Here is a 24,117-nt window from a genome sequence, read left to right on the forward strand (position 1 = left end):
GACGCTCCTCCCAGCAAGCCCGTTCTCGGACCGGAACTATCCGGCCCGGCTCAATCAGCTCGCGTTGACTTCACGCAGCACGGTACGGTGCTTCCGACGCAGCAGCTCTTCGTACGTAGCGACGTAGTTCTGCGCCATGACCTTCGACGAGAAGCGCGCTTCGAACGCCTTGCGCACCGTTTCGCGCGGCAGCGTATGCAGGCGCTTGACCGCTGCAACAGCGCTGATTTCGTCTTCGACGACAAAGCCCGACACGCCGTTTTCGATCACTTCCGGCACCGAACCGCGATTGAAAGCGATCACCGGCGTACCGCACGCCATTGCCTCGATCATCACCAGACCGAAGGGCTCCGGCCAGTCGATCGGGAACAGCAGCGCGTGCGCGTTGCCGAGGAACTCCGTCTTTTCCGCTTCGCTGATTTCGCCGATATATTCGACGTGCGGCAGCGCCATGAGCGGCTTGATGACTTCGTCGTAATAAGCGCGGTCAGCCTTGTCGAGCTTGGCCGCGACCTTGATCGGCATGCCGACCTGTTCGGCGATGCGGATCGCACGGTCCAGACGCTTTTCCGGCGAGATGCGGCCGAGGAATGCGAGATAGCTGGGCTTCACGTCCTTGATCGGCGTGAGCAGATTTTCCGGCAGGCCGTGATAAACGGTTTGCAGCCAGTGAGCCTGCGGCAGCGGAATGCGCTGGTTGTCCGAGATCGACACGACCGGCACGTCCTTGAACGTGTTGAAGATCGGCTGCAATTCCGGCAGGTCGAGACGGCCGTGCAGCGTGGTCACGAACGGCACGGGCTGGCGCGCGAACAGCGAAAACGGGTAATAGTCGATGTGGAAATGCAGCACATCGAATTCGTCCGCGCGGCGGCGCACTTCCTCGAGCAGCAGCATGTGCGGCGCCATCACGTCGCGAATGGTGGGGTCGAGGCGCAGAGCCTGCGGCCAGAACGCTTCGAGCTTCGCCGAGGTTTGCGAATCGCCGCTCGCAAAGAGCGTGACGTCGTGGCCCTGCTCGACCAGCGCTTCGGTCAGATAGGACACCACACGTTCCGTACCACCGTACAGCTTGGGAGGAACCGCCTCGTGCAACGGAGCGATTTGTGCGATTCGCATAATGAAGAACTCCTCGTAAAAAACCGGCAAAAGTACTGCGTTTGGTAAAAGCGACTCGCTTGCTCGCCAGGTCAGCCGGGCTGGACATGCCGGCGCGGGCCTTATTCTTTCGAGAAATCCTGCGATAGATCGCTTCAGGTTAGAGAGCCCGAACGATGATCACCGTTCATGCCTGTGCGGTAAACGCACAAACAACACGGACGTTGACAAACTGTCAGAAAATTCCGCGTAAGGCAAAGAGCGCATGCATTATCGATGCCGAGCCGCACGCTGCACCACAACATTTCAAAGTCTTTACGTTGTTACAAGGGGGATACACTTTGCAAACCCTTGTTTTGCAAGACAGTTCTACAGTAGGGACTGGCCGCCACCTACGGCTGCCCCCGGTTCGCCTGCGGGTTCTTGTAAGTTCTCGCATCGATCTTGCCGGTACCCGTTGAAGAGAATGCAGAGTGCCGGCTGAATGCAATTTGTAATTATATCTCGAAAACATTCCCCGACCGCGTGAACCACTGCCGCTGCAGTGAGTCGAGCAAGAAGTAGGTCGCGGACGTCCATCGCGACATCTATCGCGCCAAAAGCCCGGTTACGCAGGGCGCAATCGCTTTTGCATGTTTACAATGCGAAGCATTGGCTTCGCCGCGGATCTTTTCGCGTGGCCCACGCTTTGCATGCACACCCCCGAACCTCATCAACCTCACGATCAATTGGAACATTTGACCATCGCCCAGCGCAACGCCCAGAACGCCAAGCTCGCGAGCTATGCGCACCGGCCCCTTGCGTTCCTTTTCCGCTTTATCCGCCGGCACCCGCTCGCTCATGCGACCGTGCTGTGCAGCGTGATAGCGGCCGTGGGCTGTGCGCTCGCTTCGCAATATGCGATCAAACATCTCATCGATGTGCTCGGCGCTGGCCGGCATCATCCGGGGCCGCTGTGGGGCGCTTTTGCGATCCTGGTCGGGCTGATCGCCGCTGACAATCTGCTGTGGCGCGTCGGCGGCTGGGTCGCCGCCCACACTTTTGTCGCCGTGACCGGCGACTTGCGGCGTGACCTGTTCCAGTACCTGAGCGGACACTCGCCGACCTACTACTCCGAAAAGCAGCCCGGCATGCTGGCAAGCCGGATCACCGCGACGTCGAATGCGGTCTACACCGCCGAAAACACCACCGCCTGGAACGTGCTGCCGCCGTGCATCGCCGTGCTCGGCGCGATCTTCATGATCATCGCGGTGAATCCGCTGATGGCCGGCGGCCTGATGCTGTGCTCGGCCATTCTATCGGTCGTGCTGTACAAGCTTGCCGGCCGCGGCTCGGCGCGCCATCACCATTTCGCGACCAAGGCGGCCTCGGTCGACGGCGAACTCGTGGACGTCATCAGCAACATGGGTCTCGTGCGCGCCTTCGGCATGACGTTTCGCGAACAGCAGCGCTTCGGTGCGACGGTCAAGGCCGAGATGGACGCGCGTCAGCAAAGCCTGCTTTATCTGGAAAAGCTGCGTCTGCTGCACGCGGTGATCACCGCGCTTCTGTCGGCCGGCCTGCTGGGCTGGGCGCTCGTGCTGTGGGATCAAGGCAAAGCGACTTCGGGCGACATCGTGCTGGTCAGCTCGCTCGGCTTCACTATTCTGCACGGCACGCGCGATCTCGCAGTCGCGCTGGTGGACGTCACGCAGCACGTGGCCCGTCTCGCGGAAGCCGTGCGCACCTTGCTCGAGCCGCATGGCATGCCGGACCGCGACGGCGCGACCGAGCTCGTGCCGCAGGGCGGTCGGGTCGATTTCGAAAGTGTGACGTTCGCCTATCCGCGCCGCCGGCCGATCCTCGACCATTTCGACCTGCATATCGAGCCGGGCCAGCGAGTCGGTCTGATCGGCAAGTCGGGCGCGGGCAAGTCGACCGTGCTCGCCTTGCTGCAGCGCTTCTACGAAACGCAAGGCGGTTCGATCAAAATCGACGGTCAGGACATCAACACGATCACGCAGGACAGCCTCCGCCATGCGATCGCGCTCGTGCCGCAAGACATTTCGCTGTTCCATCGCACGGTGTACGAGAACATCGCGTATGGCCGCCCCGAAGCGAGCCGCGAAGAAGTGCTGGCTGCGGCGCGCGAGGCCCGCTGCACCGACTTCATCGAAGCGATGCCGGAAGGCTTCGATACGATCGTCGGCGACCGCGGCGTGAAGCTGTCAGGCGGACAGCGTCAGCGGATCGCCATTGCACGCGCGATCCTGAAGAATGCGCCGATCCTGCTGCTCGACGAAGCCACGTCTGCGCTCGACAGCGCATCCGAAGAAGCGATCCAGAAGGCGCTCGACCGGCTGATGGTAGGCCGCACGGTGATCGCCATTGCTCACCGCCTGTCGACGCTCAACAATTTCGACCGCATTATCGTGATGAGCGCCGGCAAGGTGATCGACGACGGCAGTCCCGAAGAGTTGCGCCTGCGTCCCGGGCTGTATCGCGACCTGCTGTCGAAGCAATACGGCAAGGGCGCTACCCTCCATGTGGGCGGAAAGAAAGTCGACGAACAGCACGTTATCTGAGCCGTGCGCCATAGACAGAAACGTGTCTAGTCAAAAAAAAGCCGCTTTTTCAAGCGGCTTTTTTTCGTTTTTCCGATTAGAACCGGCTCACCGTAGCTAGCTCGCGAGAACCTCGCGCGCGGTCTTCTTCCCCGAAGCGGTACGCGCCCGCCCGCTCCTGGTGCGGGTTGCACCACCGGCGTTCTGCAAGTCACGCATGAAATTGTCGCGCCAGACTGAGACATTGTTCTCCCGCAACTGCGCCATCATGTCGCGATGACGCGCCTGACGCTCCGCGAGCGGCATGTCGAGCGCCTTGGCGAGCGCATCGGCCATGCCGTCGATATCCACCGGATTGACGATCAGCGCACCGTCCAGTTCCTGCGCCGCGCCTGCGAAGCGTGACAAAACAAGCACGCCCGGATTCTCCGGGTCCTGCGCCGACACGTACTCTTTGGCGACCAGATTCATGCCGTCGCGCAACGGCGTGACATAGCCAACATGGGCGGTACGAAAGAGCGCGGCGAGTACCGAGCGTTCGTATTGCTTATGGATGTACAGGATCGGCGTCCAGTCCAGTTCCGCGAAACGTCCGTTGATGCGGCCCGACTCCCCTTCCAGCTGCAGACGGATGTCCTGATAGGCGTGCATGTCGGCGCGGGTCGGCGGCGCGATCTGCAGGAACGACACCTTGTTGCGTTGCGCGGTGGCGTGTTCCAGCAGACGCTCGAACGCGCGAAACCGCTCGACCAGTCCCTTCGAGTAATCGAGACGGTCCACGCTCATGATCAGCTTGCGCGAATGCAGCGTAGCCTTCATCGTGCGCACCGGCTTGCCACGCTCACCCGCCTTGGCGAGTTCGGCGATCTCGTCCGGATACACGCCAATCGGATAAGCCGCTGCACGCAACGTGCGGCCAAACGCATGGACTGCGAGCGGCCCGGCGGCCGAGGCGTCGACTGTGCCGTTCGCCTCGTTGACGATGTAATCGCAGAAAGCGCGCAGGTCAGGGGCGGTCTGGAAACCGAGCAGATCGAACGAACACAACGCCTGTACCAGTTCGCGATGTGGCGGCACAGCCAGCAGAACCTGCGAAGCCGGAAACGGAATGTGCAGGAAAAAGCCGATGCGATTCTTCACGCCCGCCGCGCGTAGCGCCTCGGCGAACGGAATCAGGTGATAGTCGTGGACCCAGATAACATCGTCTTCACGTAGCAGCGGCACGAGTTGCTGCGCAAGCCACGCGTTCACGCGGCAATATCCCTCGAAGTCATGCCGGTCATACTGCAGCAGGTCGGCGCGGTAGTGAAAGGCCGGCCACAGCGTCGCGTTCGAGAAGCCGCGATAGTACTGGTCGTAATCGCGGCGCATCAGCGCGATGGTCGCAAAAGTCACCGGGCCGCGCTCTTCGACCTTGATCTGCGGCTGGCCGGAGCTCAGCACGTCGCCGCTCCAGCCGAACCACATGCCGCCGGTCTCCTTGAGCGCGTCGTACACGCCGACCGCCAGACCGCCCGCCGCCGGACCGCCCTCCGAGATCGGCGCAACCCGGTTCGAAACGATAATCAATCGGCTCATGAAACGCTGTCCCCGATGTAATGCCTTGTTGTCGCACTATGTCGTGTGCGTTGTAAACGTCCTGCGCCGGATACCGCGTCGCTCATCCTGCACGCGCCGCCGCAACGACCGTCTCTAGCCAGTCGAGCAGCGCGGAGACGGATTCGACGCGCGTTTGCGCGATCGTCTCGCCCGCGCCGACCTTGACCGACAGTCCGTCGCGCTCGTTGACGACGGCGAAGCCCTTCTCGTCGGTCAGGTCGTCGCCGGCAAAAACCGGCTTGCGTCCGACGAACGGCGGCTCGTCGAGGAACGCGCGCATGGCGCGGCCTTTATCGACGTCCTTCGGTTTGATTTCATAGACCATCTTGCCCGGCTGCAGCACGTAGGAGTTCGGATAATCCGCGACCAGCCGCTCGGTCGCCTCGCGCGCCGCCTGCTCGCGATCCGGCGCATTGCGGTAGTGCAGCGCGAGCGCGGCGCCCTTGATCTCGAGCAGCATGCCAGGGTTGGCGTTGACCACCTCGGCCAGAACCTGCTCCATACGCAGAAGGCGTTCGTCGTGAAAGCCGATACGTTGCGTATCGCCGTTCGCATCGCGCCGCTCGGCGCCATGCAGACCGGCAATCGGCAGATCGGGCATGCCGAGAAAAGCGTCGATACTGTCGATGCCGCGCCCGGACACCACAGCGACCGCTCCATTGGTCAAGCGTCGCAGTTCGGCGAGTAGCTCGATGACGCGAGGTTGCACCTGCACGCCGTCCGGCGTGGGCGCGAGTTCGACGAGCGTGCCGTCGAAATCGAAGAAAAATGCGGTCTCGCCACGAGACAGGAAAGCCGGAAGTGGTTGCATCGGGTATTTTGCCTTTCGGCCTTTCGCAGCCGGAAAAGTGTGCGCATCTTACCGCGCATCCATCAATTTTTCGAGAAAGAGAGCCGGGCCGCAAGCCAAACGGAGCAGCACGGCAGCGAGGTCGCCCCCGGTTCGCTGGCATTGCGTTCAAAACGGAAACGATCGGGCTTCAACGGGCTTTCAGCCATGTGCGTCATATTGCCTCGCAAACGCTCTGCCCGTGGGCCATGAGCGACGCCTTCCGTCATTTTGCGATACAGTCGCAGCCAAACGGGACTTTGGCGTTACGACGATTTTCGTCCACTATCGCGCCCGTTCGCCGGCACAAGTTTGGGCGCGCGCACTCGAAAGCGTGCGCAATGCCCCGCTCTTCAATCGAGTCATTGATACCTGCTTTGTTCCCGAACATCTCACTGCAACGCTTGCAAGCGCGCCCGGGCTCGCGGCCTCGCGAGAGCCGCGCGCGCCGGTTCCGCTCGACGATCAGGACCGGCGCGCTCCTCGCCATGATCGCGCTTGCCGGCTGCACGAGTCGCGCGGAGCCGTGGCATCTGACGAACGTGACGGGACATTTGCCCGACCTCGACTTCACGCTGACAGGCGACGACGGGCGTCCCGTCAGCAGCGATTCGTTCAAGGGGCGCGCCTCGCTCGTCTATTTCGGCTACACGCATTGCCCGGACGTCTGTCCCGAAACCATGGGGCGGCTGATGCAGGTGCTAGAAAAGCTTGGCCCCGACGCGCAGAAGGTGCGCATCCTGTTCATCACCGTCGATCCGGCGCGCGACACGCCGCAAGCTCTGCACGATTACGTCGGCGCATTCGATTCGAAGCATGCCGAGGGACTGACGGGCAGCGACTGGCAGATCGAATCGCTCGCCAAGCGCTACAGGGTTGCGTATCAGATGGAAAAGCGCGACCCGAACGGCAATTACGAAGTCACTCATAGTTCCGCCGTCTACGTGTTCGACGCGCAAGGCCGCGCACGCCTGCTCGCCACCGACCACGACACTCCAGATGCGATCGCGCAGGATCTGCGCCGCATCGTCGATCAACGCTCCTGACTCAATCCATGACACAGATCTCAACGTCCAGAATGCGTACGCTCTCCGCCGTGGCCGGCGCCTTTGCCCTTTCGTTTGCTTTCGCGGCGAGTGCCCACGCCGTCGGCGCGCAGCCGATCACCGCACAGAATGCGTGGGTCCGCTGGCTGCCGAACAACCTGCCGGCCGCCGGTTATGTGACGCTCGTGAACTCAGGGGACAAGCCCGTGGACCTCGTCGATATTTCGAGCGCCGACTACGGCGACGCGATGCTGCATCAGACAGTCTCAAACGGTTCGTCGCAGAAAATGGTGATGGTCGACAAGCTGACGGTGCCCGCGCACGGGCAGGTTGCAATCGCACCGGGCGGCTATCACGTGATGCTCGAAGGCGCGAAGCACAAGATCGCGCCGGGCGACACGGTACATCTGATGCTGAAGTTTTCGGACGGCGCAACGCTCGATACACCGTTCGCGGTGAAGTCGCCCGCGCAGACCAAGTAAGCACGGCAACTCACGGCATTTCACGGCAATCCGCGGCAATGAACCTGCTCTACTGGCTCGATCCCTGGGAATTCTCACCGACGGTCGTCATCGCTCTGCTGCTGCCCGCAATCCTGTTCGTGCGCGGCGCGAGCAAGGCAAAGGTGTCGGTCGCGCGCCGCGTTTCCTTCTGGTTCGGGCTGGTGGCGTTATACGTCGCGTTGCACACGCGGCTCGATTATTTCTTCGAGCATGAGTTTTTCATGCATCGCGCGCAGCACCTCGTGCTGCATCATCTCGGGCCTTTCTTTATCGCGCTGTCTTATCCGGGCGCGGCATTGCGCGCTGGCATTCCGTTCCGCTGGCGACAGCGCTTCGTGCGGCCCGCGCTCGCGCTGCCGTTCGTACGAAAGCTGCTCGACGTCGTCATGCATCCGGTCGTCGCGGTGACATTGTTCGTCGGCCTGATTTACTTCTGGCTGATGTCGCCGGTCCATTTCGTCGCGATGCTCGACTGGCGGCTTTATCGCGTAATGAACTGGAGCATGGTGGTCGACGGCCTGCTGTTCTGGTGGCTCGTGCTCGATCCACGTCCCGCGCCGCCGGCGCGCTTGTCGCCGGGCAAGCGCGTGCTGGTGGTGATCGCTGCGATCCCGCCGCAGATCATCCTCGGCGCGTTCATCTTCTTTTCGCCGCGTGAGCTGTATCCGATCTATTCGATCTGCGGGCGCGCGTTCACCTGGCTGAGCCCGATGCGCGATCAACAGATCGGCGGCCTGCTTCTGTGGATCCCAGGTTCGATGATGAGCGTGATCGGCGCGCTCGTCGCGTTGCGTCACTGGATGCGCCTCTCCGCGCGCGGACGCGTGCGCGGCGAACGGCGTGTGATGCCGGCAAGCCCCACAAAAGCCGATGTCGCGAACACGGCTTCATCGACTGTCGGCGTTCACCGCTGACGTCTCGCCGATATCCGCTAACGCCTCGCCGGCCTCGCGCTGATGCCCGGCGATCACCCAGGCACGCCGATGCACGCTCAGACCGAACGCATCCACACGTGGGGAATGCCGTCCTCTTCGTGAATCTCGGACACCGGCGCAAACCCAAAAGCGCCGTAGAAGCCTTGCAGATGTGCCTGCGCGTGCAAGCGGATCGGCGTGCCAGGCCACTGCGTGCGGATATTCGCGATCGCGCGGTCGAGCATCGCATTGCCGAGACCGATGCCGCGGAATTCCGCGGTAGTCAGTACGCGGCCGATCCGAATATCGCCGTCGTCGGCGTCGGGTAGAAGCACGCGCAAATAGCCGGCGAGCGGCGGTCGCGCTGCGCCCGCGGTTGCATCTTCCGTTGCGCCGAACGCGAGCAGATGCCAGGCCTCGAGATCGAGACCGTCGATATCGCCATACAGGCAGTTCTGTTCGATCACGAAGACAGCGCTGCGCGCGGCGAGCATCGCGTAGACCTCGGCGCTCGTGAGTTCATCGAACGCCTTCCAGCGCCATTCGAGTTGCGCGAGCCTCGCGGCAGCGGTGTGTTGCGGTTCGGTCATGACAGGCTTTGGGGATGAAGCGCGCCGTCACCGACGGCGGCGAATGGACAATGATGCCGCGCGTCGCGGCACCGGAATAATCAATTGCTTACGCGCCTCGCGCGGCGCGCACTTTCGACGCCTGCTTGTGGCTGTACATCGCGGCGTCGGCCGCGGTGAGCAATTCGGCGATGGAACCGTGCCGCCCGGCGTCGTACTGAATCTGCCCAACGCTAAAGCGAATCCGATAGCCGCGCTGATCCTGCGCATTGCGCTCGTCGAGCAAGTGCGTAAGACGCTCCGTCACGTCGCGCGTGGCGACCTCGTCCGCGTCGCTGAGCAACGCGACGAACTCATCGCCGCCGAGCCGCCCGATCACATCGCTTTCGCGCAGCGCGGTGCGCAGCACGTCGGCGAAAGTCTTTAGTGCACGATCGCCCTCGGCGTGACCGAACGTGTCGTTGATCTGTTTGAAATCGTTGAGATCGAAAAACAGCAGCGACGCCGGCTTGTTCAGGCGCTTGCAGACATTGAGCGCATGTTGGGCGAGCGCGGAGAATCCACGCCGGTTGGACAGCAGCGTGAGGTCGTCCAGCGTGGCGAGCTGCACGGCCGCCAGTTCCTGTTCGGCCATACGCGCCAGATCGCGCAGTAGTTCGCGCTCTTCTTCGTCGAGTTCCCGTGGCTTGACGTCGATCAGACACAACGTGCCCAGTTTGCTGCCGTTGGGCACTGTCAAAGGACAACCGGCATAGAAGCGGATATTGGGCGCTTCGGTCACGAGCGGATTGTCGTGGAAGCGGTCGTCGGCCAGCGTGTCGGGCACCGTGAGTATCTCGTCCGACACGATTGCATGCGCGCAGAACGAGACGTTACGCGACGTCTCGCTCGCCGACAGGCCCACGCACGACTTGAACCATTGCCGGTCTGCATCCACGAGGCTTACCAGCGCGATCGGCACACCGAACAGACGCTTCGCGAGTCGCGTCAGGCGGTCGAAGCGCTCTTCGGGCGAAGTATCGAGAATATTCAGCGCGCGTAACGTCTCCAGACGCGTGCTTTCATTGCCAGGAACGGGTGGCAGATGCATGGGGTGTCCTCTGAAACCATCGCGTGAAACAGCGAGTAGTGATCGGGTGATTCCTGAGTGATTTTTCTGAGTGATTCGAGGCTTCTCAATCTGCGATTTTACGCGTGCGGACAAATTCCCCATAGCGCCGCTGCTACTCGCCGGCAAACACCGGCTCGACGGATCGTGCGAGACGTTCGACGAGGTTACCCGGTCCACATAGATGAAGCGCGCCGACTACGACCAGAGTTCGTTCAGGTCGGGCGAGTAAATCGTTTATGCGCGCCGCCCACATGTGATTGCGCCCGTCCAGAATCGTGCGTCGGATATCGGGCAGATTGAACATGGATGACTCGACGGCGATGCGGTGCACGGCTGTCAGATCTCCATCGAGCCACGCTTCATGCATGCGCTCGAGCGTGCGCTGCGGCTCGCTGATGTCGGCCATGAGCAACTCGAGTGCCGCGGCAACTGCATCGAGCGGAATCGATTCGAGCGCGCCAGCGACTTCCTGCGCTGTCTCCAGGAACTCATAGGCTTTGCCCTCGCCTGTCGCCCAGCGCAGCATGCGCGGCTCGACACCCTCGACGAGTTGCTGAAACAACGTAGGCGCAATGATCAGCGCGGCCCATGGACGCAAACCGGTGAGCGGCGTGAGCGGCCCGTGAGCGGGCCAAGCCGCTTGCAGACGAGTCCAGGTGTCGACGGAAAGGAAAGACGCGAGGCTTTGCGCGCCACGCTGCGAATCGGCTGTGAGGAAGGGCAGAATTGTCGGCGCGTCGGATTCGAAAACGAGCGCCTCGGCCCAGTCATATGCTTGCTCGATCCACGGTGGCGTTCTGCGGCTCGATGCGGGAAAGAGATGCATGGAGCCAAGGAGGCGCACATTCGTGCCGGTGCTGTGTAGGTACATGCACGTTGTGTGACAAGGAACAAACGTGCATTGTGCGCCATATCGTCCGCGCGGCGCAGCACGTCGATACGCACGAGCCCGCACTGGATTGTCGACGCGGAAAAAAGAAAAGCCCCGACATGGCGGGGCTTTTCTGCACTTCAACTACTGGAGGCGCGAGCCGGAGTCGAACCGGCCTAAACGGCTTTGCAGGCCGCTGCATAACCGCTTTGCTATCGCGCCGCAAGCGGATCGGAATCTAGCTGCAGATTCGCTGATTTGTCTCGTGGACAACCATCAGTCCACCAAACAAAAAGGGAAGCGTTGCTTCCCCTGATGTATGGAGCGGGAGACGAGGCTCGAACTCGCGACCTCAACCTTGGCAAGGTTGCGCTCTACCAACTGAGCTACTCCCGCATTGCACTGCTTCGCAACGCCTTGCACTTCTCAACTACATTACCGACCAACGCGCTGCTTCAAAAATCTGGAGCGGGAGACGAGGCTCGAACTCGCGACCTCAACCTTGGCAAGGTTGCGCTCTACCAACTGAGCTACTCCCGCGTATTGCTGCTTTTGTGCTGCTTAAAAGGCCCTACTGCGCCCTTCTTCCTTCTACTGCAACCGACGTTTCGAACTGCGTGCATCGGAGAAACGAGATTATGGAGAAACGACCGAAACGTGTCAACCCCTTTTGCCAATCTCTTTAACTGAACAGATTTCACTCATGACGTTCCCGCGAATCGCCTTCAATGCGAGCGCGCACGGCGCTCAGGCAGCCCCGCTGCGCTCGCGAATTTGCGGCCATGCGAGCTTCATGTAATACAGCATGGACCAGATCGTCAGGAATGCCGCGAGATAGATGAGCCACAAGCCCCACGTTCGTGTGTCGATCGCCACGCCGCCGAAGGACAACGGACCGTTGAACAGCAGCATCGGAATAGCCACCATCTGGCAAACGGTCTTGAATTTACCAAGCGAATTCACGGCCACGCTCTTCGACGCGCCGATCTGCGCCATCCATTCGCGCAGCGCCGAGATTGCGATCTCGCGTCCAACGATCACGAGGGCAATCGCGGAGTCGATTCGCGCGAGTTGCACGAGCACCAGCAAGGCGGCGGTCACCATCAGCTTGTCCGCGACAGGGTCGAGAAACGCGCCGAACGCCGACGTCTGATTCCATTTGCGGGCCAGGTAGCCGTCGAACCAGTCGGTCAGCGCAGCCAGCACGAAGATCGTCGCCGCCGCGAGATTACGGTGCGGGGGACTCATCATCATGTCGGGCAAATAAAACACGCCGACGACCAGCGGAATCAGAACAATCCGCAGCCAGGTCAGGAAAATCGGGAAATTGAACGGCATGGGCAGGCGCAGCGTCTGACGGGAGAGATGCAATTGTGCCGTGTCGCAGTGCGTGCCACAAGCAAAGCGGCGCCGAGAGCGACGCGCGCACCGCTTGCGCGACTCACCTCGCGTGAGCCCAGCACATGGAGCGAGGCCACGCGCGGACGCCGGCGAGGCGCATCGGGCTCGTCGCCCAAGGTACCGCGGCAGCAGCGTTGCCGCCGCGTCCAGCTAGAGGCAATGTGACTCGCGCACCGCGATTCAGTGCAATTGCCGGTAGATCTGCTCGGCGAGCGCCTGCGAAATTCCTTCGACGCTCGCAAGATCTTCGACGCTTGCCGCGACCACGCCGCGCAGCCCGCCGAAGCGCGCCAGCAGCCGCTGACGCCGTTTCGCGCCCACGCCTTCGAGTTCCTCGAGCCGCGATGTCTGACGCGTCTTGCCGCGTTTCGCGCGCATGCCGGTGATCGCAAAACGGTGCGCTTCGTCGCGGATCTGCGCGACCAGCATTAACGCCGCGCTTTCCTTGCCGAGTTCGAGCGGCGTGCGGCCGTCGGCGAAAATCAGGGTTTCGAGGCCGACCTTGCGCCCCTCGCCTTTCGCGACGCCGACGAGCATGCCCGTATCGAGCCCAAGCTCGGTGAACACCTGCCGCGCGATTTCCACCTGACCCTTGCCGCCGTCGATCAACACGATGGTGGGCAAGATACCTCCCGACGCGACCGGTTCAGCGGCCTCGGGCGTGAGCGACGGATCCACCGCCGCATCGCTTTGCAGATCGGCGGCCTCGTCGGCGGCATTCGCGGCGGCCTGCGCGACCATTTTCTCGTAGCGGCGCGTGAGCACCTGGCGCATCGCCGCGTAGTCGTCGCCGGGCGTGATGCCGGTAATGTTGTAGCGGCGATATTCCGATGACTGCATCTTGTGATGGTGATACACGACGCACGAAGCCTGCGTCGCCTCGCCCATGGTGTGGCTGATGTCGAAACATTCGATGCGCACATGCGCGAGGTCGTCGCACTCCATGCCGAGCGTGTCGATAAGCGCGCGGGTGCGCGCCTGTTGCGAGCCTTGCTCGGACAACAGTCGTGCGAGCGCGAGCCGCGCGTTCTGCTCGGCCATCGCGAGCCACGCGCGTCGTTGCCCTTGCGGCTGACGCAGCACGGTGACCTTGTGGCCGGCCTGCTCGATCAGCACGTCGACGAGTTCTCGCGTAGCCGGCGCGTGGCTGACCACCAGCACGGGCGGTACGCGATTGCCGAGATAATGCTGCGCGATGAACGCCTCGAGCACTTCCGATTCGATGCTGCCCGACGCGCTGTTCTTGCGCGGCTTCGCCGGTTCCGAACTTGAATCGGGGTTGGCATCCAGCGCGCCTGCGTCGCCCGCGTCACTTGCGTCGTCAGCGAGGTCGTCGTCATCTTCCGGCGGCAGTTCCTGCGCGATTGCAAGCGCATCCGCGGTGTCCGACGATAGTTTGTCGCCGCTTACATTGCTGTGCGCGTTTTCCGCAGAGACCGAGCCTGCATCCGAGGCGACGTCGACCAAAACGTCGTCGTCGCCTTCCTCTTCGAGACCACCCTCTTCCGCCGTCAACGCACTTTCAACGTGCGCGGGGAAATACGCCTTGTCGCCGAGGTGCCGGCCGCCGCGCACCATAGCGAGATTCACGCAGACGCGGCCGCCGAGGGCGACCACCGCGAGAATATCGACATCGCTATCGCTACCGACCTCAATAGCCTGCTGATGCAGCACCGTCGACAGCGAACTCATCTGATTGCGCACGGCCGCAGCCTGCTCGAACTTCAGCTCGCTCGCGAACGCATGCATCTTCTGCTCGAGTTCCTTCATCACTTCGCCCTGACGGCCGAGCAGAAAGCGCGACGCATTCGCGACGTCGCGCGCGTAGTCCTCTTCGCCGATGTTGCCAACGCACGGTGCCGTGCAACGGCCGATCTGATGTAGCAGGCACGGCCGCGTGCGGTTGTTGAACACGGAGTCTTCGCACGTGCGCAACTGGAATACACGCTGCAGGATCTGAATGCTCTCGCGCACCGCCCACGCGCTCGGAAACGGACCAAAGTACTGGTTCTTGCGATCCACCGAGCCGCGGTAATAGGCCATGCGCGGAAACTTGTGGCCGGTCAGCTTCAGGTACGGATACGACTTGTCGTCCCGAAACAGAATGTTGTAACGCGGCGCGAGCGCCTTGATCAGATTGTTTTCCAGCAACAGCGCTTCTGCCTCGGAGCGCGTCACGGTCGTCTCGATGCGCGCAATGCGCGTCACCATCATCGCAATGCGTGGCGACAGCTGCGTCTTCGTGAAATAGCTCGAAACACGCTTCTTGAGATCGCGCGCCTTGCCGACGTACAGCACCGCGCCGTGCGTGTCGTAATAGCGATAGACGCCGGGCAGATGCGGCAACTGGGCGAGCACTTTTTTCGGCTCGAAAGCGATGTTTGCTTCGGGTTCGGTCATGCAGGATCGGCTGATGGAACTGTCTCGCGGGCGGTGGCCCCGTCTGGCCTGGTGTGGCCGCATCGGTTTCGCGCTCAAAGAAGTCCGGCGCGAGGAGATCGAACGGGTGCTTGTCGGGTAGCCCGACTTTCTTGCGAAAGCCGGGCCCCCCGAGAACCGTACGTGCGAGTTTCCCCGCATACGGCTCAAATCTACAAACAAAGTTCTGTCTACGACAGAACCGGCTTAGTTACAACCAGCTTACCAGCGTGCACTTGCTGGTGGCAGTGCGGGTGGAGCAGCACCCGGTTGGACAGAGCGTCGGTACCACCATGCATCCGATATTCCAGATGATGGTCGTGCCAGCCCGTTTCGTCCGTTAGCGCACAGCCACAATGCGCGCATAGCCCGCCTTGTGACATATACAGCGTCGCCCACTGCTTTCGGTAGCGCATTTGTTCCCACATGCGCCCCTGCCGCAAGGTTTCGCCATATTGCTCCCATGTCGGATCAAAAGGGTTGAACTCGCCCTTGATCCTCGTGTGCCGTTTGATAGCCATACCACTAAGCTGGTATAGCTCATTCAGCCCCCAACTGCCGTCTTCGCGTTCCGTACGAACCGCAAACACCCAGTGCCGGGCACCGATAGAGTGAAAGTACTTCTGCTTCACCCACACAGCGCTCTTTTGCGGGTGCCTCCGCTTCGACCACCGCCAGAGCTTCCGAAAAATCAGATGCTCCAAGCGGCTGTACGTCTGCTTGGCTGAGACCGGACGGTGATACTGCGCCCATCCGCGCAACATCGGGTTCAGCAGTTGGATTAGATCCCCCTGCTTTGCCGTCTTGTTGCCGCTGATCGTTTCCGCCACCTTGCGATAGAACGCTTGCGCGTTCTTCTTGCTCGGTTTGATGAGCAGTTTTCCCGAGTATTTTCGGAAATTCCACCCAAGGAAATCGAAGCCGTCATCAATGTGAGTGACGCGCGTTTTTACCTCAGACAGTTGCAAGCCTCGAACAGCGAGGAACGCTTCCACCCAAGGCCTGACCACGCTTTCCAGTATCTCTCGCGAGTCGCCGGTAATCACGAAGTCATCCGCGTATCGCACCACATTGACCTTCAACTTCTTAGCCTTGACGATCCCGAATTTCGCACCGAGGTGCGCAACCAGTTCACGCTCCAGCCCGTTCAGCGTCACATTCGCCAGTGTCGGGGAGATGATCCCTCCCTGCGGCGTACCGGCCTCAGTCGCCTGTAGCTGACCCTTGTAAATCAGGCCAGCCTTCAACCACTTCCGGAGAATTTCCCTGTCCATGGGGACATGGTTTTCCAGCCAGTCGTGGTTGATGTGGTCAAAGCAGCCTTTGATATCCGCTTCCAGTACCCATCGGGACGAATCCTTCCGGGACGTGCAAGCACGTACCTGACCCATAGCATCAGCCGTCGAACGGTTTATCCTGAACCCATAAGAGTTCGGGTCGCTCGTCGATTCCGACACCGGCTCCAACGCCAGCAGATACAGAGCTTGCATCGCCCTGTCCCGCATGGTCGGGATGCCCAGCGGGCGCTCCTTTCCATTGGCCTTGGGGATAAAGACTCTCCGTAATGGCAGAGGCTTGTACCCGCGCCGCTTCAACCCACCGATGGCCTCCCACCGGCTTTCAGGCGAGTCCCACAGTTCGCGATCGACTCCCGCCGTTCGCGCACCCTGGTTTTGCGTAACACGTCGTACCGCATACAGCTTCGCAGACAACGTGCGAGTCAGCATCCGTTGCAGAGCTTTCACCCTGCGCCAGTCACTTTCCCGCGTCGCCTTCGCAATTCGAATCTGCATCCCTCTCACGTTCCGTTCAACCCGACGCCAATCGACAGCGTTCCAGTTGTCTGGCGCATGGGAAAGCGCAGACCCGGTCTCTCGACCAGATACTTTCATGCTGCTCTCCTACTTGGAAAAAGTCCCCAGGTAGAAGGCGCATCTCCCCCAGAGGGGCAGACACACCCCTCTGGGGAACAACAGACACCTCAATAGGAGCGCATGCGCCCCCATCTCGGACAAACACCTCAGTACGAGCGCATGCGTTCGCACCTAACCAAGTTACAGAGGGTAGTCAGCCGCCCTGCGACGGTAGACCAGACGGAAGTCTGCCCGCTTTCGCGTGGAGTAATGTCTCAACTCCTATCCGGGCCATTACAGCCCGACATTCGCTTTTTCCGTCCTCCCATACCTGCACAATCAACAGCGTCCCTTGCGGTTCGCCTGCCAGCCAAACGACGGCTGGCAACCATACAGGCTTACCACGTTCCCGGCGTGTCACACGACTGACGTAGGTTCCGCCTATCCCCCGGTGGCTTGACAACGACGTAGCCCAAATTCTAAGTGGGCTAACCAGCCACGTACCTTTTTGGTTAGAGCCCGATGTTCAAGCAGCTTTGGCTCCTCACTGGTAACGAGGTTTATCAGCAGTTCACATACGTTAACCCTATCAGCCAGCCTAGCTCCTCGACCCCATTGCTGCTAGGAGTGTCCAGACCAATCCCTCACGGGAATGGCCTGCCCGAAACATCCGGGGGCTACATTGTCAGAAGAGCTTCACACCCCACCGTTGCCAGTGACGCATGTCTTCCTAGGCTACTGCTGGTCGTACAGCAGGTTCACTATCCTCGCCGTGCAACTGACGAGGCCAAACAATGACACGCCGAGCTTTTCGCTCGTATCGGTTCGCGAATCCGTTGCCGATGACGGCGCAGGAATTGCATACATCACTCCGCCCAGTCGGCGGAGATGAAGCCGCTGACTGGGCGGGACCTGACGGTAATCAGGTCAATGCAATGCGAGCTCTCGGAGGATGTGCTTCACCGAGACTCGTATGGACGAGACCCGGCAAACCTCTACCGGCTCTCGCTTCGCTACAAGAGATACCCCACTTCCGAGCAGTTGCGTCGAGGGACTCGCGCCCCTTCCCGATGCTCCGCGTGATATCTTCGCGACTGGTTAGGCTCATACAGACGCCTCCTTTGCCGCTAGTCGATGCCCCTTACGTTGGGGCTACCCGGACACGAGCGTGCGTGTCGCACTAGAATCGCCAGTTTAGAACATTCCGCGTCCGCCCGAGCCCGCCGATGCCCTCCACCGCGCCGCCATCCGACCCAGCCGTCGGCCCAACCGCCGACCCAGCCGCCGATCCAGCCGCCGCTGCGCCTCACGAACCGTCCGCAGCGATCGCGTGCGATATTTTCTGCGCGGTAATCGACAATTTCGGCGACATCGGCGTGTGCTGGCGCCTCGCGCGTCAGCTCGCGAGCGAGCACGGGTGGCAAGTGCGAGTCTTCGTCGACGATCTGCATGCGTTCCAGAAACTGTGTCCGTCGCTCGCGCTCGATCGTGCACGGCAGACCATCGACGGGATCGTCGTCGAACACTGGCACGCGCCGACGCATGCCGGCGACACGCTCGAAGTGGCCGACGTGGTGATCGAGGCGTTCGCCTGCGAACTGCCGCCCATCTACGTGGCTGCGATGGCGCAGCGCAAGCGCCCGCCTGTGTGGATCAACCTCGAATATCTGAGCGCCGAGGACTGGGTCGCGGACTTTCACCTGCGACCGTCACCGCATCCACGCTATCCGCTCGTCAAGACGTTCTTCTTTCCCGGTCTCGGGCCGGGCACGGGCGGCGTGCTGAAGGAGCGGAATCTGGATGCCGCACGCGCGGCGTTCGAGGCGTCGCCCGCGGCACGAGAAGCGTGGTGGCTGCAGGCCGTGGGACGCGCGCCGCCTGTCGGGGCGACTGTCGTTTCGCTCTTCGCCTATGAGAACCCGGCAGTCGACAACCTGCTCGAGCAATGGCGCGACAGTGTCGAACCTGTGGTGCTGCTTGTGCCCGAGGGCCGCATCTCCGGCGCGGTCGCGCGCTTTTTCGGAATGCCGGCGTTCACCGCCGGCAGTCGTGCGGAGCGCGGCGGATTGAGCGCACATGGCCTCGCGTTCACCGAACAATCCGGCTACGACGCGCTGCTCTGGGCCAGTGACATCAATTTCGTGCGCGGCGAGGACTCGTTTGTGCGCGCGCAGTGGGCCGCCAAGCCCTTCGTCTGGCACATCTACCCGCAAGCGGACGACGCGCATCTGCCGAAACTCGACGCCGCGCTTGAACACTACGGCCGCACGCTTCCCGTCGATGCCCGCGCCGCGCTAGCGCGCTTCTGGCATGCCTGGAACGGCGTCGGCGACCCGGACTGGGCAACGCTGCGCGACCACTACCCGGCGCTGCAGCGACGCGCCGTCGAATGGGCCGGCGAACTCGCGCGAGTCGGCGACCTCGCTGGAAATCTGGCCTTGTTCACAAAAAGTCAGTTAAAATAAGCGGTTATCCAACGGCCGACGACGCAAGCGCGGCCCGATCGCAGCAAAAAATCCTGGATTCAGTTGGCTTTAGTGTCCGGCTTTTAGCCGATCCCCCGGCATCCAAAGATGCAACGCGACGCTTCGCGCAAGCCGCATGCACTCGGTGGAGAAACGGTGGGCAGAAGCGCACTTCAGGAAACACGCTGCCGACCGGCGCCACTCGTGTACACGCCCGCATCGGGTAAAAAGCAGGTAACGGATTTGCGGGAATTGCGGAACGCGTCGCATCGGCTACGCCACTGGAACCCTCGCAGCAAGCCAACCGCGCTTCATGCACCGCTTCTCGCCGGGCCGTCTCATCGCGGCGCGGCGTAAAGCGCAGGAAACGTCGAAGCCGCTTGCGCCGTATGCCGTTGAGCACAAGTTGAAGCTACTTATTTCGTACAGGACAGTTTTATGAAGACCGCACAGGAACTCCGCACCGGCAACGTCGTAATGATCGGCGCAGACGCAATGGTCGTGCAAAAGGCCGAATACAACAAATCGGGCCGCAACTCCGCCGTCGTCAAGATGAAGTTCAAGAACCTGCTGACCGGCGCAGGCATGGAAAGCGTGTACAAGGCAGACGACAAGTTCGACGTCGTCGTGCTCGAGCGCAAGGAAGTGACGTACTCGTACTTCGCAGACCCGATGTACGTGTTCATGGACGCCGACTACAACCAGTATGAAGTCGAAGCCGAAATGATGGGCGACGCGATGAACTACCTCGAAGACGGCATGACTTGCGAAGTCGTGTTCTACAACGAGAAAGCCATCTCCGTCGAACTGCCGACCACGCTGGTCCGCGAAATCATCTACACGGAACCGGCTGTGAAGGGCGACACGTCGTCGGGCAAGGTGCTGAAGAATGCCAAGCTGAACACCGGCTTCGAACTGCAAGTGCCGCTGTTCTGCAACATCGGCGACAAGATCGAAATCGACACGCGTACGCACGAGTATCGTAGCCGCGCATAACCGCCGGCAAGAGGCCCCCGCCCAGCGCGACGCAACGTGCGCTGGCAAAAAATGAAAAGCGCCCAATTGGGCGCTTTTTCTTTTTTGTGCCGCCGAGTATTGTTGAGGAAAACTTTACCGGCAATTTTGTCCAAATTTCCGGTTGCAGCGTTCGATGTTGCCGTGTGGGCGAATGTAAGCCCTTGATATGCCAAGTCAAAGCGCGTTGGCATAGCTCGTGCTAGAGACCCCATACCCAATATCTCTCGACTCCGGAGATGCGAGATGAATAACGACATCGCAGAAGGCAAGTGGAAGCAACTGGTCGGCAAGGCAAAGGCTGCATGGGGCGAACTGACCGACGACGAACTCACCAAGGCCGAAGGTCGCGCCGACCGGCTCGCGGGCCTGATTCAGGAACGCTATGGCAAGACTCGCGAGGACGCGGAGCGCGAAGTACGCCGCTTCTTCGACAGCAATCGGGATTTGTGACAGCAGAAGCAACGGACGCGAAGTAAGCGCCGGCGCCCTTGCAGCGTTGCATCGTGGCCGCAGGATGCCGGCGAATAGAACCAGGCGGGCCGCAACGCTAACCAGCGCGCGGCGAATCGCCCGCCCAGATACAGCAAAGGACCAGAACTACGTGAGTCGACTCGCCGCCCGCTTCGCCCGGTGTCATGAATGCCGGGTACCGCGGTCATGCCGACCGGGAGGCCGCTTGCGCGCCGCCCGGCTAGTGCTGACTTGCGTGGCGACGCATCCGACCGACAGTACCGGCCAGCCATCGTGCCCGCTTCGCCGCGCTGCGGTTCAGGCGCAAAAAAGCGGCTATTTCATCCATTTAAAAAGTTGCGCTCGCCATGCCACACGCTCTGATTGTTGAAGACGACCCCAATAGCCTGTCGGGCCTATCCGCGATTCTTGCCGCGGATGGTTTTTCCGTCGACACCGCAACGACCATCGCCGAAGCGCGCGCCGCGCTGACGCGCTTCATCCCCGACGTTGTTCTGGTCGACCTGAATCTCCCCGACGGCAGCGGGCTCGATCTGTTGCAGCATCTGCCCGCGCATCCGCCAGGCGGCGCACTGCCCGTGATCGTCATGACCGGCAATGCGACCGTGGAAAGCGCAATCGAAGGCTTGCGACATGGCATCTGGGACTATCTGCTCAAGCCGGTCAACATTCCCCGCCTGCGCAGTCTGCTTGCGAGAATTCCGCGCCCGTATGAGTTGACGGAAGAAGTGCAGACGCTGCGCGCATCGTTGCGTCAACTCGGGCGCTTCGGCTCGGTGCTGGGCCGCAGCGCCGCGATGCAGCACGTGTACGACACCATCGAACATATCGCGCCGACCGAAGCGGCCGTACTGATTTCAGGCGAAGCCGGTACCGGCAAGCAGGTGGCCGCCCAGACGATGCACGATATGAGCCGGCGCCGCAAAGGCCCGTTCGTCACGCTCGATTGCCGCAGCGCGGCCAGTTCGCAGTTGCGTTCGCTGGATAGCGTGCTGTTCGGCCACGAACGCGGCGCGTTTAGCGGCGCCGATCAGCGCGAGCCCGGCCTCTTCGAGCAGGCGAGCGGCGGGACGCTTTTCATCGACGAGATCGCGGAGTTGCCGCGCGCGCAGCAGGAAGCGTTGCTCCGCGCGCTGGATTCGCAGACCTTCATGCGGGTCGGCGGCACGAGTCAGGTCGTGACCGATTTCCGGTTGATCGCGTCGACGCGCAAGCCGCCGCGCGCTGCGGTCGCAGACGGCAGTCTGCATGAGGACCTCGCGCTGCGTCTCGAAGCCGCAGCGGTGACGCTGCCGCCGTTGCGCGAGCGCGACGAAGATCCTGCGCTGATCGCGCAGGCGATTGTCGACGAACTGAATCACGACGCCGCGGCACGCGGCGTGTCCGACGTCGCCAAGCAGATTGGGCCCAACTTCCTGCGCGAATGTCTGACATACGAATGGCCGGGCAACGTGCGCGAGTTGCAGGACCGCGTGCGGCGCGCGTACCACGCGTCGGGCGACGTGCTGGAGTCGTTGCGCGCCGACGAAGCCGGCTCAGTCAACGGTCGCGATCTGAATGGCAGCCGCGTTCAAGTCACGGTCGGCACCCCGCTCGCCGATGTGGAAGAAATGCTGATTCGCGCGACGCTCGACGCGGTGGGCGGTACACGCCATCGGGCGGCGTCGCTGCTGGGCATCAGCCCGAAGACGCTGTACAACAAACTGCAACGGATGCGGCTGAACTGACCGCCCTCTTCGCTTTGCACGTTGAAGCACTCGCAAAGCGGACGGGGGCGGCGCACATCACATGCGCGCGCGCATATGACCAATGAACAACGGCGCCTGAAGCGAGGCGCCGTTGGTTTATCTACTGTCTTCGAGCGTCGCTCAGGCGAACACGCTGCGCAGCAAAGCCTGCGCTTGCAGATATCGCGGCTCCGCCACCAGCTTGCTCCACTTCAGCGCCTTGTCGCGCGGGCGCATGCGTTTGAGCCGCTGCTGCGATTCCTTCGATGGCGTGAAACGCAATTCGTCCAGCACCTGTTCGGCCTTTTCGGGCTGATTGCAGATTAGCACCATGTCGCAACCGGCCTGCAGCGCGGCAGTCGCGCCTTCGGTGAGCGTGCCGCCCTGGCGCGCGGCTTCCATCGAGAGGTCGTCGCTAAAAATAGCGCCTTCGAAGCGCAGCTTGCCGCGCAAGATGTCCTGCAGCCAGATGCGAGAAAAGCCCGCCGGCCTGGAGTCGACTTGCGGATAGACGACGTGCGCGGGAATCACCGAGCCGAGCGACAGCCCAAGCCAGTCATACGGCGCTACGTCATCGCGCAGAATGTCCGCCAGCGAGCGGTCGTCGACGGGCATCGCGACGTGCGAGTCCGCGTGCGCGAAACCATGCCCCGGAAAGTGTTTGCCGCAGTTGCTCATGCCGGCGAGCGCAAGACCATGGTTGAGGTTTTTCGCGAGCATCGCCACGACGCGCGGATCGCTATGGAACGCGCGATCGCCGATTACCTGCGACTGGCCGTAGTTCAGATCGAGCACCGGCGTAAAGCTCATGTCGATGCCGCAGGCGCGCAATTCCGAAGCGAGGATATAGCCGACTGCGGTCGTGACCTTGGTGGCATGCATAACGTCGCTGTCCCACAGCGCGCCGAGCTTGCCCATTGCGGGAAGCACGGTGAACCCGTCGGTTCGAAAGCGCTGCACACGTCCGCCTTCGTGATCGACCGCGATCAGCAGGTCCTCGCGAATCGCGCGAATTGAGTCGGTCAGCGCAATCAGTTGCGCCCGGCTCTCGTAGTGGCGCGCGAACAGAATCACGCCACCGGTCATCGGATGAGCGAGGCGGCGCTTGTCGTCGTCGTTCAGCGTTTTGCCGACGACGTCGAGCATCACCGGTCCGGGATTGGTTTTCATTGATTTCCGCTTGAAGATTGCGTGAAGCAAGGAGAGATGCGACCGCGCGGGCCGCATTCAAAATTATTTTTGGTTAGCCGCAGCTTAAGAGTCGGAGCCGTTCGCCTCTTCCGCTTGCGCACTTTCGGCAATCACGAACGACACCGCGTAATCGCGCTCGTCGGTGATCGTGACGCGCGCCGTGATGCCGCGCGCCTCGAGCCATTCGGCCAACTCCCCGGATGCGACAACCATCGGTTCGCCGCTCGGCTTATTGAGCGTTTGCAGCGCGCGCCATGTCATGGGCCAGTGCATGCCGAGACCGATCGCCTTCGAAAACGCCTCTTTCGCCGAAAACCTCGTGGCGAGGAATGCGAGCCCGCGCGCGGCCGAACGAGCGTTACGCGCGTGGTAGACGCGCAGCTCGTCTGGACCGAGTACCTTCTCGGCAAAGCGGCCGTTGGTGCGCGTCATGACCGCGGCCACACGACTCACCTGAACGATGTCTGTACCAATACCGTAGATCGCCATAT

At 61.8% G+C, this 24,117-nt stretch carries 19 protein-coding genes and 3 tRNA genes; 8 read left to right on the forward strand and 14 right to left on the reverse strand.

Annotated features, from left to right (window positions below; genetic code table 11):
- Window positions 1-54: 54 nt before the first annotated feature.
- The gene (locus OH764_RS12140) at window positions 55-1,119 is read right to left on the reverse strand and encodes a glycosyltransferase family 4 protein (protein ID WP_498846969.1); all 1,065 of its coding nucleotides are present in this window, start codon (window positions 1,117-1,119) and stop codon (window positions 55-57) included.
- 671 nt (window positions 1,120-1,790) lie between these two features.
- Between OH764_RS12140 and OH764_RS12145 the strand changes: the two genes are divergently transcribed.
- On the forward strand, window positions 1,791-3,662 hold the full coding sequence (locus OH764_RS12145; protein ID WP_179214139.1) for an ABC transporter ATP-binding protein: 1,872 nt from the start codon (window positions 1,791-1,793) through the stop codon (window positions 3,660-3,662).
- Between the two features lie 96 nt (window positions 3,663-3,758).
- Here the strand turns inward: OH764_RS12145 and otsA are convergent, their stop codons facing one another.
- Both otsA and otsB read right to left on the reverse strand, forming a co-directional pair.
- On the reverse strand, window positions 3,759-5,219 hold the full coding sequence (gene otsA / locus OH764_RS12150; protein ID WP_498846970.1) for an alpha,alpha-trehalose-phosphate synthase (UDP-forming): 1,461 nt from the start codon (window positions 5,217-5,219) through the stop codon (window positions 3,759-3,761).
- An 82-nt stretch (window positions 5,220-5,301) separates the two neighbouring features.
- Complete coding sequence (otsB, locus tag OH764_RS12155) at window positions 5,302-6,051, reverse strand: trehalose-phosphatase (protein WP_498846971.1); 750 nt, start codon at window positions 6,049-6,051, stop codon at window positions 5,302-5,304.
- 506 nt (window positions 6,052-6,557) lie between these two features.
- Between otsB and OH764_RS12160 the strand changes: the two genes are divergently transcribed.
- From OH764_RS12160 to OH764_RS12170, 3 genes are read left to right on the forward strand one after another with little or no spacing between them, the layout of a single operon-like run.
- The gene (locus OH764_RS12160) at window positions 6,558-7,115 is read left to right on the forward strand and encodes an SCO family protein (protein WP_498848811.1); all 558 of its coding nucleotides are present in this window, start codon (window positions 6,558-6,560) and stop codon (window positions 7,113-7,115) included.
- Window positions 7,116-7,123: 8 nt separating this feature from the next.
- Window positions 7,124-7,597 (forward strand): copper chaperone PCu(A)C, encoded by a 474-nt coding sequence (locus OH764_RS12165; RefSeq protein WP_498846972.1) that lies wholly within the window; start codon window positions 7,124-7,126, stop codon window positions 7,595-7,597.
- A 38-nt stretch (window positions 7,598-7,635) separates the two neighbouring features.
- Entirely contained in the window at window positions 7,636-8,532 is an 897-nt protein-coding gene (locus OH764_RS12170) for a cytochrome c oxidase assembly protein (protein WP_498846973.1), read from the forward strand.
- A gap of 77 nt (window positions 8,533-8,609) precedes the next feature.
- Here OH764_RS12170 and OH764_RS12175 read toward each other — a convergent pair whose 3' ends face one another.
- The 9 genes from OH764_RS12175 to ltrA all read right to left on the reverse strand — a co-directional run bounded on the left by OH764_RS12175 (window position 8,610) and on the right by ltrA (window position 16,794).
- Window positions 8,610-9,122 (reverse strand): GNAT family N-acetyltransferase, encoded by a 513-nt coding sequence (locus tag OH764_RS12175; RefSeq protein ID WP_498846974.1) that lies wholly within the window; start codon window positions 9,120-9,122, stop codon window positions 8,610-8,612.
- An 88-nt stretch (window positions 9,123-9,210) separates the two neighbouring features.
- Entirely contained in the window at window positions 9,211-10,191 is a 981-nt protein-coding gene (locus OH764_RS12180; RefSeq protein ID WP_498846975.1) for a sensor domain-containing diguanylate cyclase, read from the reverse strand.
- Between the two features lie 133 nt (window positions 10,192-10,324).
- Entirely contained in the window at window positions 10,325-11,083 is a 759-nt protein-coding gene (locus OH764_RS12185) for a TraB/GumN family protein (RefSeq protein WP_498846976.1), read from the reverse strand.
- A gap of 148 nt (window positions 11,084-11,231) precedes the next feature.
- Window positions 11,232-11,305: transfer RNA gene (locus OH764_RS12190), tRNA-Cys, on the reverse strand.
- 98 nt (window positions 11,306-11,403) lie between these two features.
- Window positions 11,404-11,479: transfer RNA gene (locus OH764_RS12195), tRNA-Gly, on the reverse strand.
- Window positions 11,480-11,547: 68 nt separating this feature from the next.
- Window positions 11,548-11,623, reverse strand: a tRNA-Gly gene (locus OH764_RS12200).
- A gap of 207 nt (window positions 11,624-11,830) precedes the next feature.
- Window positions 11,831-12,421, reverse strand: a complete 591-nt coding sequence (pgsA, locus tag OH764_RS12205) for a CDP-alcohol phosphatidyltransferase class-I family protein (RefSeq protein WP_498848812.1) — start codon at window positions 12,419-12,421, stop codon at window positions 11,831-11,833.
- A gap of 243 nt (window positions 12,422-12,664) precedes the next feature.
- Window positions 12,665-14,884, reverse strand: coding sequence for an excinuclease ABC subunit UvrC (uvrC, locus tag OH764_RS12210; protein WP_498846977.1), 2,220 nt, complete (start codon window positions 14,882-14,884; stop codon window positions 12,665-12,667).
- A 209-nt stretch (window positions 14,885-15,093) separates the two neighbouring features.
- Window positions 15,094-16,794 carry a group II intron reverse transcriptase/maturase gene (ltrA, locus tag OH764_RS12215; protein WP_440784312.1) on the reverse strand — a complete coding sequence of 567 codons (1,701 nt, stop codon included), beginning with the start codon at window positions 16,792-16,794 and terminating at the stop codon, window positions 15,094-15,096.
- Between the two features lie 1,187 nt (window positions 16,795-17,981).
- Between ltrA and earP the strand changes: the two genes are divergently transcribed.
- The 4 genes from earP (at window position 17,982) to OH764_RS12235 (ending at window position 22,435) form a co-directional block, all read left to right on the forward strand.
- On the forward strand, window positions 17,982-19,220 hold the full coding sequence (earP, locus tag OH764_RS12220; protein WP_498846978.1) for an elongation factor P maturation arginine rhamnosyltransferase EarP: 1,239 nt from the start codon (window positions 17,982-17,984) through the stop codon (window positions 19,218-19,220).
- 438 nt (window positions 19,221-19,658) lie between these two features.
- Window positions 19,659-20,216 carry an elongation factor P gene (gene efp, locus OH764_RS12225; protein WP_020069404.1) on the forward strand — a complete coding sequence of 186 codons (558 nt, stop codon included), beginning with the start codon at window positions 19,659-19,661 and terminating at the stop codon, window positions 20,214-20,216.
- A gap of 264 nt (window positions 20,217-20,480) precedes the next feature.
- Window positions 20,481-20,687: a CsbD family protein gene (locus tag OH764_RS12230; protein ID WP_498846979.1), complete on the forward strand. Its 207-nt coding sequence runs from the start codon at window positions 20,481-20,483 to the stop codon at window positions 20,685-20,687.
- A 368-nt stretch (window positions 20,688-21,055) separates the two neighbouring features.
- Complete coding sequence (locus OH764_RS12235; RefSeq protein ID WP_498846980.1) at window positions 21,056-22,435, forward strand: sigma-54-dependent transcriptional regulator; 1,380 nt, start codon at window positions 21,056-21,058, stop codon at window positions 22,433-22,435.
- Window positions 22,436-22,576: 141 nt separating this feature from the next.
- Here the strand turns inward: OH764_RS12235 and nagZ are convergent, their stop codons facing one another.
- Window positions 22,577-23,605, reverse strand: coding sequence for a beta-hexosaminidase (gene nagZ / locus OH764_RS12240; RefSeq protein ID WP_498846981.1), 1,029 nt, complete (start codon window positions 23,603-23,605; stop codon window positions 22,577-22,579).
- A gap of 84 nt (window positions 23,606-23,689) precedes the next feature.
- Window positions 23,690-24,115, reverse strand: a complete 426-nt coding sequence (gene acpS, locus OH764_RS12245) for a holo-ACP synthase (protein WP_498846982.1) — start codon at window positions 24,113-24,115, stop codon at window positions 23,690-23,692.
- Window positions 24,116-24,117: the final 2 nt, after the last annotated feature.

The organism is Burkholderia sp. M6-3, from assembly GCF_050858985.1.
Taxonomy (GTDB): Bacteria; Pseudomonadota; Gammaproteobacteria; order Burkholderiales; family Burkholderiaceae; genus Paraburkholderia; species Paraburkholderia caledonica.

Bases quoted from the DNA above. Each gene is read 5' to 3' on its own strand.
- OH764_RS12140 (WP_498846969.1), bottom strand. From the start codon at position 1,119: ATGCGAATCGCACAAATCGCTCCGTTGCACGAGGCGGTTCCTCCCAAG.
- OH764_RS12145 (WP_179214139.1), top strand. From the start codon at position 1,791: ATGCACACCCCCGAACCTCATCAACCTCACGATCAATTGGAACATTTG.
- otsA (WP_498846970.1), bottom strand. From the start codon at position 5,219: ATGAGCCGATTGATTATCGTTTCGAACCGGGTTGCGCCGATCTCGGAG.
- otsB (WP_498846971.1), bottom strand. From the start codon at position 6,051: ATGCAACCACTTCCGGCTTTCCTGTCTCGTGGCGAGACCGCATTTTTC.
- OH764_RS12160 (WP_498848811.1), top strand. From the start codon at position 6,558: ATGATCGCGCTTGCCGGCTGCACGAGTCGCGCGGAGCCGTGGCATCTG.
- OH764_RS12165 (WP_498846972.1), top strand. From the start codon at position 7,124: ATGACACAGATCTCAACGTCCAGAATGCGTACGCTCTCCGCCGTGGCC.
- OH764_RS12170 (WP_498846973.1), top strand. From the start codon at position 7,636: ATGAACCTGCTCTACTGGCTCGATCCCTGGGAATTCTCACCGACGGTC.
- OH764_RS12175 (WP_498846974.1), bottom strand. From the start codon at position 9,122: ATGACCGAACCGCAACACACCGCTGCCGCGAGGCTCGCGCAACTCGAA.
- OH764_RS12180 (WP_498846975.1), bottom strand. From the start codon at position 10,191: ATGCATCTGCCACCCGTTCCTGGCAATGAAAGCACGCGTCTGGAGACG.
- OH764_RS12185 (WP_498846976.1), bottom strand. From the start codon at position 11,083: ATGTACCTACACAGCACCGGCACGAATGTGCGCCTCCTTGGCTCCATG.
- pgsA (WP_498848812.1), bottom strand. From the start codon at position 12,421: ATGCCGTTCAATTTCCCGATTTTCCTGACCTGGCTGCGGATTGTTCTG.
- uvrC (WP_498846977.1), bottom strand. From the start codon at position 14,884: ATGACCGAACCCGAAGCAAACATCGCTTTCGAGCCGAAAAAAGTGCTC.
- ltrA (WP_440784312.1), bottom strand. From the start codon at position 16,794: ATGAAAGTATCTGGTCGAGAGACCGGGTCTGCGCTTTCCCATGCGCCA.
- earP (WP_498846978.1), top strand. From the start codon at position 17,982: ATGCCCTCCACCGCGCCGCCATCCGACCCAGCCGTCGGCCCAACCGCC.
- efp (WP_020069404.1), top strand. From the start codon at position 19,659: ATGAAGACCGCACAGGAACTCCGCACCGGCAACGTCGTAATGATCGGC.
- OH764_RS12230 (WP_498846979.1), top strand. From the start codon at position 20,481: ATGAATAACGACATCGCAGAAGGCAAGTGGAAGCAACTGGTCGGCAAG.
- OH764_RS12235 (WP_498846980.1), top strand. From the start codon at position 21,056: ATGCCACACGCTCTGATTGTTGAAGACGACCCCAATAGCCTGTCGGGC.
- nagZ (WP_498846981.1), bottom strand. From the start codon at position 23,605: ATGAAAACCAATCCCGGACCGGTGATGCTCGACGTCGTCGGCAAAACG.
- acpS (WP_498846982.1), bottom strand. From the start codon at position 24,115: ATGGCGATCTACGGTATTGGTACAGACATCGTTCAGGTGAGTCGTGTG.